Annotated in this window: 12 protein-coding genes and 1 other annotated feature; all 12 genes read right to left on the bottom strand. The window is 50.2% G+C overall.

Annotated elements, in window-relative coordinates; all coding sequences use genetic code 11:
* On the bottom strand, positions 1-1,386 hold the full coding sequence (locus tag ACO9K6_RS13715; RefSeq protein ID WP_424768128.1) for a bifunctional folylpolyglutamate synthase/dihydrofolate synthase: 1,386 nt from the start codon (positions 1,384-1,386) through the stop codon (positions 1-3).
* A gap of 31 nt (positions 1,387-1,417) precedes the next feature.
* Entirely contained in the window at positions 1,418-4,060 is a 2,643-nt protein-coding gene (locus tag ACO9K6_RS13710; RefSeq protein WP_424768127.1) for a valine--tRNA ligase, read from the bottom strand.
* Between the two features lie 57 nt (positions 4,061-4,117).
* Positions 4,118-4,359, bottom strand: a binding site (T-box leader).
* Positions 4,360-4,477: 118 nt separating this feature from the next.
* Entirely contained in the window at positions 4,478-5,800 is a 1,323-nt protein-coding gene (locus tag ACO9K6_RS13705; protein ID WP_424768126.1) for a LysM peptidoglycan-binding domain-containing protein, read from the bottom strand.
* An 89-nt stretch (positions 5,801-5,889) separates the two neighbouring features.
* The gene (locus ACO9K6_RS13700; protein ID WP_424768125.1) at positions 5,890-6,930 is read right to left on the bottom strand and encodes an RluA family pseudouridine synthase; all 1,041 of its coding nucleotides are present in this window, start codon (positions 6,928-6,930) and stop codon (positions 5,890-5,892) included.
* A 9-nt stretch (positions 6,931-6,939) separates the two neighbouring features.
* Entirely contained in the window at positions 6,940-8,241 is a 1,302-nt protein-coding gene (gene hemL / locus ACO9K6_RS13695) for a glutamate-1-semialdehyde 2,1-aminomutase (protein ID WP_424768124.1), read from the bottom strand.
* Positions 8,242-8,245: 4 nt separating this feature from the next.
* Entirely contained in the window at positions 8,246-9,244 is a 999-nt protein-coding gene (gene hemB, locus ACO9K6_RS13690) for a porphobilinogen synthase (RefSeq protein WP_424768123.1), read from the bottom strand.
* 7 nt (positions 9,245-9,251) lie between these two features.
* Positions 9,252-10,814: a uroporphyrinogen-III C-methyltransferase gene (cobA, locus tag ACO9K6_RS13685; protein WP_424768122.1), complete on the bottom strand. Its 1,563-nt coding sequence runs from the start codon at positions 10,812-10,814 to the stop codon at positions 9,252-9,254.
* Positions 10,815-10,819: 5 nt separating this feature from the next.
* Positions 10,820-11,791, bottom strand: coding sequence for a hydroxymethylbilane synthase (gene hemC, locus ACO9K6_RS13680; protein ID WP_424768121.1), 972 nt, complete (start codon positions 11,789-11,791; stop codon positions 10,820-10,822).
* Positions 11,791-12,435, bottom strand: coding sequence for a precorrin-2 dehydrogenase/sirohydrochlorin ferrochelatase family protein (locus tag ACO9K6_RS13675; protein ID WP_424768120.1), 645 nt, complete (start codon positions 12,433-12,435; stop codon positions 11,791-11,793). Before ACO9K6_RS13675 ends, hemC begins: the two co-directional genes overlap by 1 nt.
* A 30-nt stretch (positions 12,436-12,465) precedes the next feature.
* Entirely contained in the window at positions 12,466-13,278 is an 813-nt protein-coding gene (ccsA, locus tag ACO9K6_RS13670; RefSeq protein ID WP_424768119.1) for a cytochrome c biogenesis protein CcsA, read from the bottom strand.
* A 22-nt stretch (positions 13,279-13,300) separates the two neighbouring features.
* On the bottom strand, positions 13,301-14,683 hold the full coding sequence (gene hemA, locus ACO9K6_RS13665; RefSeq protein WP_424768118.1) for a glutamyl-tRNA reductase: 1,383 nt from the start codon (positions 14,681-14,683) through the stop codon (positions 13,301-13,303).
* Positions 14,684-14,880: 197 nt separating this feature from the next.
* Complete coding sequence (gene speD / locus ACO9K6_RS13660; protein ID WP_114382364.1) at positions 14,881-15,279, bottom strand: adenosylmethionine decarboxylase; 399 nt, start codon at positions 15,277-15,279, stop codon at positions 14,881-14,883.
* Positions 15,280-15,560: the final 281 nt, after the last annotated feature.

Here is a 15,560-nt window from a genome sequence, read left to right as displayed (position 1 = left end):
TCACCAACCTTTTTCAGATTCCGAGTTGTACAATATGCGGGAGCGAACGTCAGCTATCAAATAAAGCGTGCCTGTCACGACCCCAAGGTCTGTTTCCCCGGTTAACTGTTGTAGTTTTTGTAATGCTGTCTGCCAATTCTGTTCCACGATCAGCTCGAAAGAATGCTCTGAATGATTCTCTTGCCGCATTTCGCTCACCAAATCCGCTAAAGCGTGTGCTTCTTTTTTCATACGATAATCAGGCTCGGTCACAATTAGCGTATCCACTATTGGCAGTATATGCTTAAGTACTTCACTATGATTCTTATTCTCCAGCATACCCATCATAAGATGTAAACGATCGTACTTGTACGTATTTTTCAGAGCATCCGCAAGAGACTCCGCGCCCTCAGGATTATGGGCCCCATCCAGCAAAATTCGCGGCGCATGCTGCACCATTTCAAGTCGGCCCGGCCATGCCGCAGCCTTCAAGCCTTCCTCAAGCGCCTCGTCCTCTATGACGAGAGCATTGTATTGCCGAAGCATATCAAGCGTCATGACCGCCACAGCCGCGTTCGTCCGCTGATGCGCGCCATTGAGTGTGATTGAGAGACGATCGATGGTCCGGAACAAATTTTCGAACCGGAAGGTTTGTTCATTCTCCGAAGCGGTCAGCTCCGTTACATTGAACTGCTCCCCGAGCAAGTATAACGTGCTTTTCTTTTCCGCTGCTGTACGTTTAATAACCTCAACCGCTTCAGGCTGCGTAACCGCGCTGACAACCGGAATTCCTGCTTTAATAATGCCTGCCTTCTCACTTGCAACAGCCGCAAGCGTGCTGCCAAGACGATCCATATGATCATGACCGATATTCGTAATAACCGAAATGACCGGATGCACGATATTGGTCACATCAAGCCTTCCGCCCAGCCCCGTCTCCCATACAACATAATCGGGATAAGTAACCTTTGCGTAAAAGAGAATGGCGAGCGCCGTAGACACCTCGAACATCGTCGGGGAACCAAGCTCGGTCACTGCAATTGCTTCGACATGGGGCTTAAGCTCGTTGGCAAGCCGCAGCAGCGTCTCTTCCTCAATGTCCATGCCGTTATATTGAAAGCGATTCGTAAACTTCGTGATATACGGGGATGTAAATGTCCCTACGTCATAACCGCTCCGAAGCAGCACGCTCGTTAAAAATGCGCAGGTTGAGCCCTTGCCGTTCGTACCCGCGACGTGAATAAACTTTAGCCTGCGATGCGGATTTTCAAGAAGCTCCATCAGCCTTTCGATTCGTTCAAGCCCCGGTCGAATGCCGAAGGGAATTAAACCCGTTATCCAATCAACCGCTTCCTGGTAGGAGTGCAGCGGCCCTTCCGGCCGCTGCACTAGTTGTGTTTCCGTCATTCTTATCGCACCTTCTTCCGTATCCGCTGCTTTATCCACGCAATTCGGCGATTCTAGCAAGCACCTTTTCACGTTTGTCCGCATAATCGTTCATCTTGCTGCGTTCCTCTTCAATAACTTTAGCTGGTGCTTTAGCTACAAAGCCCTCATTGCTGAGCTTTCTCTCAACCCGCTCAACCTCTGCACTCAGATGCTGATGCTCCTTTTCGAGACGTGCAATTTCCTGAGCGATATCGATCAGTCCCGCGAGCGGAAGGTAAAGCTCAGCTCCCGTTACAATTGCCGCCATCGCTTTGTCAGGCGCACTGATGTGCAGCCCCGTCTCCAGAAGTGAGGTGCCGCAGAAGCGCTTGATGAACTCTTCATTGCGTGCCAGTATAGCAGCCTCCGCTTCTCCAGCAGGCTTAATTAGCAATTCAATCTTTTTGCTCATGGGAACGTTCACTTCCGCGCGAATATTACGTACCGAGCGAATCATGTCCATAAGCAGCTCCATTTCTTTAACCGCATCCGGAGCTTCGAGCGCAGCTTCATAGACCGGCCATTCCGCCAGCGTAATCGTCTCGCCCGTATGAGGAAGATGCTGCCAAATCTCTTCGCTGATATAAGGCATGAATGGGTGTATCAGACGCTGCGTCCGGTCAAGCACATAAGCAAGCACCGATTGCGATGCTTTCTTCGCTGCCTCATCCGTACCATAAAGACTAAGCTTCGCGAACTCAATATACCAGTCGCACAGATCATCCCAAATAAAGTTATATAACAATCGTCCTGTTTCTCCGAACTCGTAGCTGTCGATCAACCGGGTTACATCGCGTACCGTTTCATTAAGTCGATGCAAAATCCAACGATCCGCTGTACCTAATTTTACGGTAATATCGATATCCTTCGCTTCTACGCCTTCCAGATTCATAAGCGCGAAACGCGAAGCGTTCCAAATCTTGTTGGCGAAGTTGCGCGCCTGCTCGACCTTTTCAAAACGGAAGCGAAGATCCTGACCAGGCGTGCTGCTAGTCGAAATCATATAGCGCATCGCATCTGCTCCGTATTGCTCGATCACCTCAAGCGGATCGACGCCGTTGCCCAGCGACTTAGACATTTTGCGTCCTTCCGCATCGCGAACGAGACCATGCATCAATACATCCTTGAATGGAGCTTCCTCCGTAAACTCAAGCGCTGTAAAGATCATACGGGCCACCCAGAAATAAATAATGTCGTAACCCGTTACAAGGACATCCGTCGGGTAATAGCGCTTCAAGTCTTCCGTCTGGTCCGGCCAGCCAAGCGTCGAGAAAGGCCACAATGCGGAGCTGAACCACGTATCGAGCACGTCGTTATCCTGACGAAGATGATCGCCCTTCATGTCCTCGCGTGAAACATGCAATTCGCCGGTTTCATCGTCATACCAAGCCGGTATGCGATGACCCCACCATAGCTGGCGCGAAATACACCAGTCGCGTACGTTCTCGATCCAGTTGAGATAAATTTTTTCGAAGCGTTCCGGCACGAAATTAACGCCTTTGCCGGCCTTCTGCGCTGCAATAGCCGCTTCTGCCAAAGGCTTCATCGCAACGAACCATTGCGTGGACAGATACGGCTCTACAACCGCGCCGCTGCGCTCGCTGTGTCCAACCTGATGCACGTGATCCTCAATACGAACGCAGACGCCCAGCTCCTGCAAATCCTTTACGATCTGCTTGCGGCAATCCGCGCGATCCATGCCTTGATAAGGACCAGCTTCCGAATTCATTGTGCCCGTTTCATCCATGACGATAACTTGCGGAAGGCTGTGACGCTCGCCTACCTCAAAGTCATTTGGATCATGCGCAGGCGTAATTTTAACAGCTCCGGAGCCAAAATCCTTATCCACATATTCATCGGCGATAATTGGAATCTCGCGGCCGAGGATCGGAAGCACGATCATTTGGCCGATCAAATGCTTATAACGCTCATCCTCTGGATGAACCGCAACGGCCGTATCGCCCAGCATCGTCTCCGGACGAGTTGTTGCAACGGTTATGAAGCCCGTCCCATCCTTTAGCGGATACTGCAAATGATACAGATGACCGTTCAGCTCTTTGTACTCAACCTCAATGTCCGAGAGCGCCGTACGCGCAGCCGGATCCCAGTTAATGATTTTTTTGCCGCGGTAAATAAGGCCCTTCTCATATAGACGAACGAACACCTCGCGAACGGCTTTTGAGAGCCCTTCATCCAGCGTAAACCGTTCTCTCGAATAATCGAGTGAAAGTCCCATCTTCGCCCACTGCTCACGAATCGTATTGGCGTATTGGTCCTTCCACTCCCATACTTTCTCAAGAAATGCTTCGCGTCCCAAATCATGACGAGATACGCCCTGCTCCCGCAGCTTCTGCTCAACCTTCGTTTGCGTCGCGATGCCGGCATGGTCTGTTCCGGGCAGCCAAAGCGCATCATAGCCTTGCATCCGTTTCGTTCGAATCAAAATATCCTGCAGCGTAAAATCAAGCGCATGCCCGATGTGGAGCATACCTGTTACATTTGGCGGCGGAATGACAATTGTATACGGCTGCGCGTTCTTGCGTTTGCCTGCTTCGAAATATTTGCCCTGCATCCAGTAATCGTACCATTTCTGCTCGGCAGCCTTCGGATCATAAGTCGTCGGCATCGCCATTGTCGTCTGATTTTCTGACATTCATTCCATCCTCCACAACATCAATCTTAAATAACAAAAAAACCTTCCGCCCTTATCATAAAGGACGAAAGGTTTAGCTTCCGTGGTACCACCTTTGTTCCACGCGAAATCTATCCGCGCGACACTCGAACAGATAACGGCTGCGGCCGGCCTGACTTAATCGGAGCACATGCTGCACCCGCTTGGTTCAGGCAACTCGGGGGGCGACCCGTAGCAGTCACGTCCTGCAGAACCTCTCAGCGTAACGGTTCCACTCTCTTAAGGCTTCGCTGCGTACTATTCCCCTTCAACGTCGTTATAACACATATATATGTTTAATCATACCCTTGTTCCACGGCAGAGTCAACCTGACCGACATAACAAATACCCCTATTACTTATTATCGCAAGCAATAGGGGCTGCTTTATTAGGATGACGCTATGGAATATACAGCAGTTGCCCTTCGGATACCGCAGACTCATCCAAACGGTTATATATTAAAATCTCTCGCGGATTCAAGCTGTAACGGGTAGCGATGACATCAAGCGTTTCATCCCTTTGTACGATGCACATACGGATTTTACGGAATTCCCGCTCTTCGTCACGTTTTCCTAAAAATAAATTTTTCCATTCAATCTCATCACCCGACGCCCCAGTCCGAGCCTCCTCGGCTGCCTGCTCCTGCGCAACGATCTCCTCAGCCGCTTCGCGTGCCGCCTGCTCACGCCTGCTTGACTGAAGCAGTGTAAGAATACCAACATCCGACCCCGCTGCTCCATTCTCCTCGGGCCGCTTGCCGGATAACGCGATTCGCAGCTCCTGCTTCTCCAGCTCTTGCTCTTGCTCTTGCTCTTGCTCTTGCTCTTGCTCTCGCTCCGGCTCAGTTTCAGACTCCTGTATCCATTCAGCTTCCGCAAGCTGTAATTCCTGCTGAGGATCGGGTTCGAGCTCCATCCTGCCCTGATCTGCGATGAGCTCAGACTGCTGAGGTTGTGTCTCAGGCGGCGTTGGCTTTGCGAACGCGGACGAGGCTGCAAGCCATCCATCGTCACTAGTTTGCTGAGACGCTAACGATATTTCACGCTCCGCCTCTTCGTTGTTTTCTTCCTGTTCGGATGGCTGCGCGTTCACAGTGAACAGTTGCGAGGATGACCAGACATTATCCGTAGGTGCTGAAGAAATCGTGACTGTTGCATCCTCCGATTCTTCTAATACTGGCTGCCGCCCCTTATGAAGCTCTTCTTCGGTACCCGCATAGGTCTGCTCCGCTATGTACGGCTGCTCAGCATAAAGCGGAATGTTCAATGCCTCAATCGGCTGTTCCTCTGAGGCTTCTCGTTGATGCACAACGGTAAATGGCTCTTCACGCCAGACCTCCTCCAGCTCCTCCACAGGCTGAGCAGTAATGCCGCGCAAAGAAAGCACACCGGTAATATTTAACGTGCGGGTTGATAATAAATCAACGTCAAAATTATCGATCTCAATCGAAATGTCATCCAGCCGTGCGATCCGATTCATCGGAAGCGTTATCTCTACGGGTATCCAATGCTCGAGCGCAAACGGAGCGTCTGCTTCATTTTGACCTCTATAGACCCCGCTCAAATGCAACTGCCCCTTTAATACCGCATGATCCCCCTGATCGATCACTTGAATGCGGGGAACAAGCTCGATCTCCTCCAGCTCCTCAATTGCCGCTACATCATCGGGCAAATGGACGCGTTCATACACATCAAAACGTAGTCCGTTCGTTTGATCCGACACATCGAAATCCTCCCTTCTCATACTGAATGCTTGGGCTAACGTTACATTCACTACTTATCTATATGGGAGGATAGGCAGGAGCATGCCTATCATTTTGATCGGCTGCGCATGTTTTCCGACAGCTGTTCAAGCCATTTCGGCCATGGTGCAGCTGTATCGACAATGACTTCCGTCCAAGGGTGAGGAAACAGCAGCCGCTCGCCATGGAGTGCCTGATGGGACAGCAGCCGCTCGCCATGGAGTGCCTGATGGGACAGCAGCCGTGTGTCGCCGCCATACAACGTATCCCCTACAAGAGGGTGGCCGATATGGCTCATATGAACTCGGATTTGATGTGTACGACCGGTCTCAAGCTTTACTCTTACGATGGTTGCCTTGGCGCTTGATTCCACAACCTCGTAATGCGTAACCGCCTGCTCCCCGCCTTCGGTTACCCGTCTCCTTGCCCGATGATGTCTGTCCTTGCCGATCGGCAGGCTTATCGTAGCAGCAGCCTTTGATACTCGGCCTTGCACCACCGCGATATAATGTCTGTCGATGGCTTTGCGGCGCATCGCCTCGTCTAACTGCCACTGCGCCAAATCATTTTTGGCATAAAGCACGGGACCCGAGGTGTCATCGTCCAGCCGGTGAATATGGCGAACCGTCAGCGGATCGTCTTGCTTAAGCATATGTCTGGCAGCCGCCTCATCCAATGTCCCTCTCTGCCCTGGTACTGATTCATGCACTGGCATGCCTGCAGGCTTATGGAATACGATGCAGAAATCGTCCTCATATAACACGTCCGGAGCCTCCGTGACCTTGGGAAGCAGCGCTTTCCGGTACAATGAATCGCTTTGCGGCTCGACAGGCGAAAAGGCCAGCAGCTGCAGCTTATCGCCGTTCCACCTCATTCCCCCTATCGAAAAAAGCCGGTTAATCCATTTGGGCGGAAATAACGAACGGGCCAGCAGCCACTGCCGCACCGAATGCGGATGACTGCCGGCCCTCGGCTGCGCAAGCTCCGGCAATTCTGCCGGATTGATATGTTTAAAAGACTGATTCTTGTCTGAAATGGATGGATCCTCTAACGCCGTCCAATCGAGCTCAAGCCACTGTCCATTTCGCTGCGCTTGCCCTTTGTTTATCATGCGGCGATCCTATAAACGAGCAAGCGCTTGATCGTGCGCCGCAATGGTAGCATCTATATCATCATTGGAATGCACGGCAGAAACGAACATCCCCTCAAATTGAGAAGGAGCGATACTGACGCCCAGATCAAGCATCGACGCAAAATAAGCCTTGAACAGCTCAATATTGGATGTTTTCGCCGTATCGTAATTGATGACAAATGTTTCAGTGAAAAACGGACAAACCATGGAGCCTACACGATTGATGGTGCTTGCAATTCCGTGCTTGCGAGCATTCGCTTCGAAGCCTAGCTGCAATCTGACCGCTTGACGCTCCAAGTGTTCGTAAACCTCGTGCGTAAGCAGCTTTAACGTCGTATAGCCTGCTGCCATCGCGAGTGGATTGCCTGAAAGCGTGCCCGCTTGATAGATTGGACCGCTCGGGGCGATCATGTCCATGAGCTCACGCTTCCCTCCGTAAGCGCCGACCGGCAACCCTCCGCCAATGACTTTACCAAAGCAGGTCAAATCCGGCGTTATGCCATACAAACCCTGCGCGCAGCTGTAGCTGACTCGAAACCCTGTCATCACCTCATCAAATATGAGGACACTGCCGTACTGCGTTGCCACATCCCTCAGCCCCTGCAGAAAGCCTGGAAGAGGAGGTACAACGCCCATATTTCCGGCTACCGGCTCAACAATGATACATGCAATTTCCTCGCCAAACTTCTCGAATGCCACCTTCACGGATTCGATATCATTGTAAGGAACCGTAATCGTATTCGCCGCAACGTGTTCCGGCACCCCAGGACTGTCGGGCAACCCTAGCGTTGCCACGCCGGAACCCGCTTTAATCAATAGACTATCCGCATGTCCATGATAAGAGCCTTCAAATTTCAAGATCTTATTCCGCTTCGTATACCCGCGAGCAAGCCGCAATGCGCTCATCGTTGCTTCCGTACCAGAATTGACCATCCTCACGACGTCAACCGAAGGAACCCGCTCACAGACAAGCTCAGCCATAAGCGTCTCCAGCTCTGTCGGAGCGCCGAAGCTCGTTCCTTTCTCCGCCGTCCGCTTAATTGCCTCAATAACCTCAGGATGAGCATGGCCCATAATTAATGGACCCCAAGAAGCGATATAATCAATGTAGCTGTTACCGTCGATATCATAAATACGGCTTCCTTCTCCGCGTTCCATATATACAGGGTTCAAGCCAACCGATTTAAAGGCCCGTACCGGACTGTTAACGCCGCCCGGAATCACTTTTTTGGCTCTCGCAAATGCTGCAACCGAGCGCTCGTCATTTCTTCGATTCGTTTGATCACTCATCCGCTTACCCCTCCCCTCGCAACCAGCGAGCTGCATCCTTCGCATGATAAGTAATGATCAGATCCGCTCCTGCGCGCTTCATGCCGGTCAACGTTTCGAGCACGACGGCACGTTCATCGATCCAGCCATTCCCTGCGGCAGCCTTAACCATCGAATACTCCGCACTGACATTGTAAGCAGCCACCGGCAAATTATATTGATCCTTAAGCAACTTAATGATATCAAGATACGCAAGAGCCGGCTTTACCATCAGCATATCCGCACCCTCTGCAATATCCGACTCTGCTTCCCGCAAAGCCTCGCGCACATTGGCAGGATCCATCTGATACGTCTTCCGGTCTCCGAATTGCGGTGTGGAATGCGCCGCATCACGAAACGGCCCATAATAAGAGGAAGCATATTTTACGGAATAGGACAAAATCGGAATATCGCTGTAGCCCGCATCATCCAAGCCTTGACGGATCGCAAGCACGAAGCCGTCCATCATATTTGACGGTGCAATAATGTCAGCGCCAGCCTCGGCCTGTGACACCGCCGTCTGAACGAGCAGATCGAGCGTAGAGTCGTTGTCCACCTCCGCCGTTCCCGTCGCTTCATGAACATGCACGATGCCGCAATGACCGTGATCGGTAAATTGGCAAAGACAAGTGTCTGCAATAACGACAAGCTCAGGCGCCCATTCCTTTACCGCTCTGATGGCCTGCTGCACGATTCCATTCGCATCGTAAGCGGAAGTCCCGATCGCATCCTTATGCTCAGGAATGCCGAACAAGAGCACGGATTGAATTCCCGCCGCAACCACGTCCTGAATTTCCTCCTGCAGCCGATCCATCGAGAAATGATAAACGCCCGGCATGGAAGGAATCTCGTTTTTTATGTTCTCGCCATAGGTAACAAATATAGGATAAATAAAATCATTCGCGCTCAGCACCGTTTCCCTTACCAAGTTTCTCAGCGCAGCAGTTCTGCGCAATCTGCGATTTCTTACTGTTGGAAAGCTCATCGCTTGTTCATCCTTCCTGCATAGCTTGTTTTTTTGTATATTGATAATTCAGAATGGCCTTCACTAAACCATCCAGCGTGGAAGCCTCCGCCTCAATCGTCACCTGAAGACCTGCATCAGCGATGGTTTTGGACGTTATAGGCCCCATACTCGCAATCGGAATATCGGACAGCAGCTCCACCGGATCGGCTATCCCGCTGCGCTTTAATAACTCCAGAAGATTCGTAACCGTAGATGAACTTGTAAAAGTAATCATATGAATTTCTTTCTCACGCAGCCATTCCAGCGCCAACTCATCCTGTCCTTCAGCGAGCACCGTCTCATAGACATCAATTTCGGTTGGGATAAGCCCCTTTGCCTTCAGTTCACGCGGCAGTACCTCTCTGGCTAAGTCACCACGAGGCAGCAGCACCAGTTCGCCTTCCTTCAGCTCCGATTCGAGCTGCTCAAGCAGCCCTTCTGCATGGAACTTCACCGGCAGCTCCTGAACGGTAAGTCCCCGCATCGTCAGCGCCTCTGCTGTCTTCGGTCCGACAGCTGCAATTTTTGCCGCATGAAATTTTCTTATATCGATTTGGAATTTCCGAAGCCACTGAAAAAAATAATCGACGCCATTTACGCTCGTGAACATAAGCCATTGGTAACGCTCTGCGTCCTGAAGCGCCGCCTGCAGAGCATGGAGCACCGCTTCATCCGAGGGCTCTCTAGTCTCGATAACAGGAAACTCGCAAGGCTCGCCGCCAAGCGCTTCGATTTGATCCGCAAGGTCACTCGCCTGCGCTCTTGCCCGCGTCACAAGGATGCGCGTTCCGAATAACGGCTTCTTCTCGTACCATGCAAGCTTCTCACGCTGAAGCACCACCTCGCCAACTACAATAACGGCAGGCGGCTGGAAATTCGCTTCCCTTACAATCGTTTCAATCGTTTCAAGCGTTCCGACCACCGTACGCTGCTCGACCCTTGTGCCCCAGCGTATAAGCGCTACCGGGGTTCCAGGCGGCTTGCCATGCTTCATTAGCTGATCGGCTATATATCCGATTTTGGATACACCCATTAGAAATATTAGCGTTCCCGTTGCATTCGTTACTTTATCCCAATGAATCGAACGATCCAGCTTATCCGGACTTTCATGGCCGGTAATAATGGACAAAGAAGAGGCCAGATCTCGATGTGTTACGGGAATACCCGCATAGGCGGGGACGGCAATCGCCGACGTAATGCCGGGAACAATCTCAAATTCGATTCCATTATCGTAAAGAAGCTCGGCTTCTTCTCCTACTCGGCCAAATATCGTTGGATCTCCGCCTTTTAAACGAGTGACGTTCTTGCCTTGAAGGGCTAAATCAACGAGCAGCTGATTAATATCCTCCTGCTTCATCGTATGGCGATCCGGCAGCTTCCCTACATAAATCCGCTCCGTTCCAGGCTTCAGATGACGAAGCAATCTAGGGCTTGCCAAGCGATCATAGACGACCACATCACAGTCCTTTAAGCATTCAAGGCCCCGAACTGTAATAAGTTTCGGATCGCCCGGACCCGCTCCGACTAAATAAACCTTCCCCTTTTCCAAACCCGTCATCCCCCAATTTCCGCTAAAATGCGGTCCGCACCGCGAGCGATTAGCGCAGCAGCAACATCTCGGCCAAGCTGCTCAGGATCTGTTCCCTGCTTCACTTCCTTAAGCAGCGTTGCACCGTCCGGTGAACCAACCATACCTGTCATAACAAGCATACGCTCGCCTTCCCTGCCTTCTTCCGCTCCGCCCATTACACAATAAGCGCCAATCGGAACCTGGCAGCCGCCATTAAGAGCACCGAGAAAGCTTCTTTCTGCCCGAACCGTCAGCTCGGATTCCGCATCATTGAATAAGGCTAGCAGTTCCCTTACTTGTTCATCATTTTCTCTGCATTCGATGCCAAGCGCACCTTGACCAACGGCAGGCAAGCATACGTCTACCGGCACGTAAGAAGATATCCGTTCCTTCCAGCCCATGCGGGTCATTCCTGCTGCAGCAAGGACGATCGCGTCGAAGCCTTCCGTCTCCAGCTTGCGAATACGGGAATCAATATTGCCGCGAATCGACTCCAGCTGAAGATCCGGTCTCGCATTTTTCAGTTGACTCGAGCGGCGCAGGCTGCTTGTGCCTACGCGAGCGCCCACCTTCAGATCTGCCAAGCTGCTGCCTTCACGAATAACCAAGCAGTCTCTAGGGTCAACACGCTTTGGCGTTGCGCCGTTCATTAACCCTTCCGGCAGCTGGTAGGGCATATCCTTCATGCTGTGAACAGCAAGATCAATATCACCGTCGATTAACGCTTGCTCAATTTCCTTAATAAAGAGGCCTTTTCCGCCCACCTTAGACAACGTCACATCGAGAATACGGTCACCCTTTGTCACAATCTTCTTTATTTCAAACGTATAATCGAAGCCATGCTTCTCACATATTCGCTTCAATTCATCAATGACTTGTCCCGTCTGCGTCAAAGCAAGCGCGCTTTGTCTTGTGCCTACGACGATAACCCGTTGTCCCTTATTTATTGCTCCCATTATGTATGCCCCCTATCTATTCGATGAAGCAAGCTCTGCAGCCACTCATCGATGTTGAAATTCATCCGATTGCTTTGAACGATTTCTTCTGCAGCAAGCTTGAGTACAGCCTGCCGCACCTGCTCATCCAGCAGTGTCCCTAAAACCCGCTCGCGCAGCTTTCGCAAGAGAGACGTTATCTCTTCATAGCGAGGTCCATATTGCTTCGCCAGCTCCTGCTTAATCTGCAGCGACAAAGCAGGACTCGCTCCGCATGCGGTAACCGCAAGCAGCAAGTCTCCCCTCCGCACAACAGACGGCGAAATGAAGGAGCTGTGGCTTGTCTCATCCGCGGCATTAACTAAAATGCCCATGCGCTCTCCATCAGCCGCAATCGCCGCATTTACGCGTTTATCATTCGTACCAGCAAATAGAAGCCAAGCTTCGCGCGCATCGTTCTCCCTGTATTCCCGGCGTTCCAGATTGATTTTCCCTTCAGCTGCAAGCCTTTCGATTACTGAAGTAACAGTAGGACTAATTAGGACAACGTCATCTGCGCCTGCATCAAGCAGACCTAACAGCTTGCGCTCTGCAACAGCCCCGCCCCCAATCACGACGCAGCGCTTGCCGCGAAGCTGAAGAACGACCGGATAATAACCATTCATTTCCGCACCCCCACTTCTCGCAGCAATCGATCAGTGAAACGAAGAAAAATAATTAGCTAATAAATTCAAAAGCAGCATTCCGTATGCAAAGATATATAACCTCGCAAGCTGCAGGCCAGGCCGTTTAAGCATTGCCCTCTGATACACATAAATAATATACATAATTAATGTCGCAAACGATGAAAGCACCTTCCAATCCAGAAGCAACATGGCACGTCCTTCCACAAGCAAGGAGGTGACTGCAAGTGCCAGCGACATCGCCAGCAGTGGAACGCCGATAATAACAGCCCGATCGCCATATCGCTCGATCAAGTCCAGGCTCGGCAATCTGCGCACAAAGGTGGACCACCGTTTCCGTTTCAGCTCATTATGAAGAAATAAATACATACCTGCAAACAATGCCCCGATCGTAAGTGCTACATATGCACATAACACAAGGCTAATATGAATATATAGCAGCTCTCTCGTCGTTTCCCATAAAGCGAAGGACTCGCCATTGCCATGATTACTATATAAATTCAAAGCCAGTACAGCAAAACCAACGACATTGACAAAAAAGACGATAAAATCAATTTTAATAAACCGGCTGATGACTAGCGAGATGGTTACCATGAGCCAGGAAAAGCCTAGCCAATACTCGAACGGCGTCACAACCGTCATTTGCAAATGAAACACGACACGAGAAAACAAATAGCCAGTCTGTAATACCCAAACAAAAATAAGCAGCCCTGTACCTATCCGCTTCGCTTTCCGACTTGCATTCATGAAGTCGGAGAAGTAAAACAGTAGACTCAGGGCGTAAATATAAAGTATCGCATCATATAACCAGGTTTGCGTCACCATAGTTCCTCCACATTGCGGCCCTCTATCTTGTAATAGGTGCTAGTACCACCGCAGCTGCATGGGTTTGAACGCTTTTCTTTTGGGCTGCAACAACAGTGTCAGCTTCCGCATCAAGCTCAGCTTGACGCGATTTGGCGAGCTCGTCCTCCAGCGCAAAAAGCTTGACGAACATGTCCATCGCTTCGTCAGCCCGCTTCTCGCCGGCCATCTCTTTTATACGCAAAATCGGATCCTGCATCATTTGGTTGACGATGCTTTTGGTTAGCTTACGGATAACCTTGAGCTCTTGCTCTTCAAGGCCGGGCAGCTTATTGGTCAGACTATTCATCGTTTCCTCATGAATGTCTGCTGCTTTCGTCTGCAAAGCTCTAATGAGTGGAACGACGCCTAGCGTCTTGTACCACTGCTCGAACAGCTCCAACTCTTCGCTGATCATCGCTTCGATTTTGGTTGCCTCTTGACGGCGATGCTCCAGATTACTCTCCACAATGCCCTCCAGATCATCAATATCGTACAAGAACACGTTATCTACCGCTGCAATTGATGGATCCAGGTCCCTTGGCACCGCAATATCAATCATAAATAGCGGCTTCGCTTTACGGCGCTGCATCGCGCTTGCAACCTGCTGGCGGGTAAATACAAATCCATCTGAGCCAGTTGAGCTTATAATAATATCTGCTTCATGCAGCTTCTCGGCAGCTTCCTCCATCGACCAGGCTGTGCCGTTAAACTTGTCCGCAAGCTTCGCTGCCCGCTCATAGGTCCGATTCACAACGATGACTCGCTCAGCGCCGTTCGCATAAAGGTGCTTTGCTGTAAGCTCACTCGTCTCGCCAGCACCGATGACCATCACTGACTTCTTGTTGAACTGTCCAAAAATCCGTTTCCCAAGCTCAACTGCGGCATAGCTGACGGAAACGGCCGATTCACCGATCGTCGTCTCGGTATGAGCCCGCTTCGCCATCGTAACAGCTTGTTTAAACAGCATGTTAAATACAGTACCGGTCGTCTTCTGCTGCTGTGCCAGCTGAAATGCGCTTTTCACTTGTCCTAAAATTTGAGTCTCGCCAATAACCATGGAGTCAAGTCCGCTCGTAACACGGAATAAGTGCTCAATAGCTTTGTCATCCTCATACATATATAAATGGTTCGTAAATTGCTCTCTAGGCAATTTAAACCACTTCTCCATAAAGCTGCGAATGTAGTGGCCGCATAGATGATGTCTGTCTACCACTGCGTAAAGCTCCGTACGATTGCAGGTCGCTACAATGACACATTCCATTATACTTTGTGTCTGAATGAGCTGTCTTAGCGCTTCCGGCAAATCCCGATCCGCGAACGCAAATTGCTCTCTCACTTCTACGGGAGCCGTTCGATAATTCAGTCCTACTGCGATAATGTGCATGCGCGGTCACCTGCCTCCTTTTCTACTGTGTATCAACCGTTGATGTTATCGTAAGTATAGCACAGTTCGACATTCAGATAATGTTCATTTATGAATAATATTTGAAAAATATAGACTCATTATTCCCTATTCATATAAAGAAATAACCATGGATTCCATCCATGGTTATTTCTTTATTAACGATTAATTTAAAGCTCTTAAACGAGCTCTGTTTGTTTCATCTTCGGTTCTTCCACTTGCAATTCGCCCATTCCGCGTACAAGCTTCTTCGCGTAAGTTGCTTTTGGCTTCAGTACAGCGAGCATGTAGTCGATCGCAAGCTGAGGATCTACAGTTTCACCGCAGGTGTAGCAGTCCAGCGCAGCGAAGCCTCTCTCAGGATACGTATGAATCGAGAGGTGACTCTCCGACAGCAGCACGAGTACAGTTGCTCCTTGAGGTTCGAATTGTTTCGCTTGAACTGACAATACAGTAGCACCACAAGCTTCAGCAGCCTCTACCATGTGTGATTGCAAAAATTCAGCGCTGTTCAGTAGATCAAAGTCTACTCCCCAAGTATCAACAGCAACGTGTCTTCCGAAAGTTGAGTATTCCATCTTTCGGTTCCCCCTTCCTAGGAATAAAATGTTTAAAAAATTTCATCCGCTAGGACCTACGTCATTCACTTCTCGAGGGATTAATCTCTCGCAACATAACTATGTCCTGAGTGAATCCTGGTTCCTATTATTCTTTTCAACGAGAATAAAAATAACATCTATCGTGGATAATTGCAACACTTTTTTTTCACAAGGGTTGAATTGGCACCGGCTTATTCACTCCGTTTTCAATTTATGATGGAAATGCTAATCCCGTGATAAGCCAAATCATTCTTCTCTAA

Source organism: Paenibacillus praedii (genome assembly GCF_049725345.1).
GTDB lineage: Bacteria > Bacillota > Bacilli > Paenibacillales > Paenibacillaceae > Pristimantibacillus.
The sequence above is the reverse complement of the archived record's forward strand: the minus strand, read 5'-3'. Positions and strand labels throughout refer to the sequence as shown.

Excerpts from the sequence above, each read along its gene's own strand:
- hemC (WP_424768121.1), bottom strand. The coding sequence starts at position 11,791 with ATGGGAGCAATAAATAAGGGACAACGGGTTATCGTCGTAGGCACAAGA.
- speD (WP_114382364.1), bottom strand. The coding sequence starts at position 15,279 with ATGGAATACTCAACTTTCGGAAGACACGTTGCTGTTGATACTTGGGGA.
- ACO9K6_RS13700 (WP_424768125.1), bottom strand. The coding sequence starts at position 6,930 with ATGATAAACAAAGGGCAAGCGCAGCGAAATGGACAGTGGCTTGAGCTC.
- ACO9K6_RS13710 (WP_424768127.1), bottom strand. The coding sequence starts at position 4,060 with ATGTCAGAAAATCAGACGACAATGGCGATGCCGACGACTTATGATCCG.
- ccsA (WP_424768119.1), bottom strand. The coding sequence starts at position 13,278 with ATGGTGACGCAAACCTGGTTATATGATGCGATACTTTATATTTACGCC.
- ACO9K6_RS13715 (WP_424768128.1), bottom strand. The coding sequence starts at position 1,386 with ATGACGGAAACACAACTAGTGCAGCGGCCGGAAGGGCCGCTGCACTCC.
- hemB (WP_424768123.1), bottom strand. The coding sequence starts at position 9,244 with ATGAGCTTTCCAACAGTAAGAAATCGCAGATTGCGCAGAACTGCTGCG.
- hemL (WP_424768124.1), bottom strand. The coding sequence starts at position 8,241 with ATGAGTGATCAAACGAATCGAAGAAATGACGAGCGCTCGGTTGCAGCA.
- hemA (WP_424768118.1), bottom strand. The coding sequence starts at position 14,683 with ATGCACATTATCGCAGTAGGACTGAATTATCGAACGGCTCCCGTAGAA.
- ACO9K6_RS13675 (WP_424768120.1), bottom strand. The coding sequence starts at position 12,435 with ATGAATGGTTATTATCCGGTCGTTCTTCAGCTTCGCGGCAAGCGCTGC.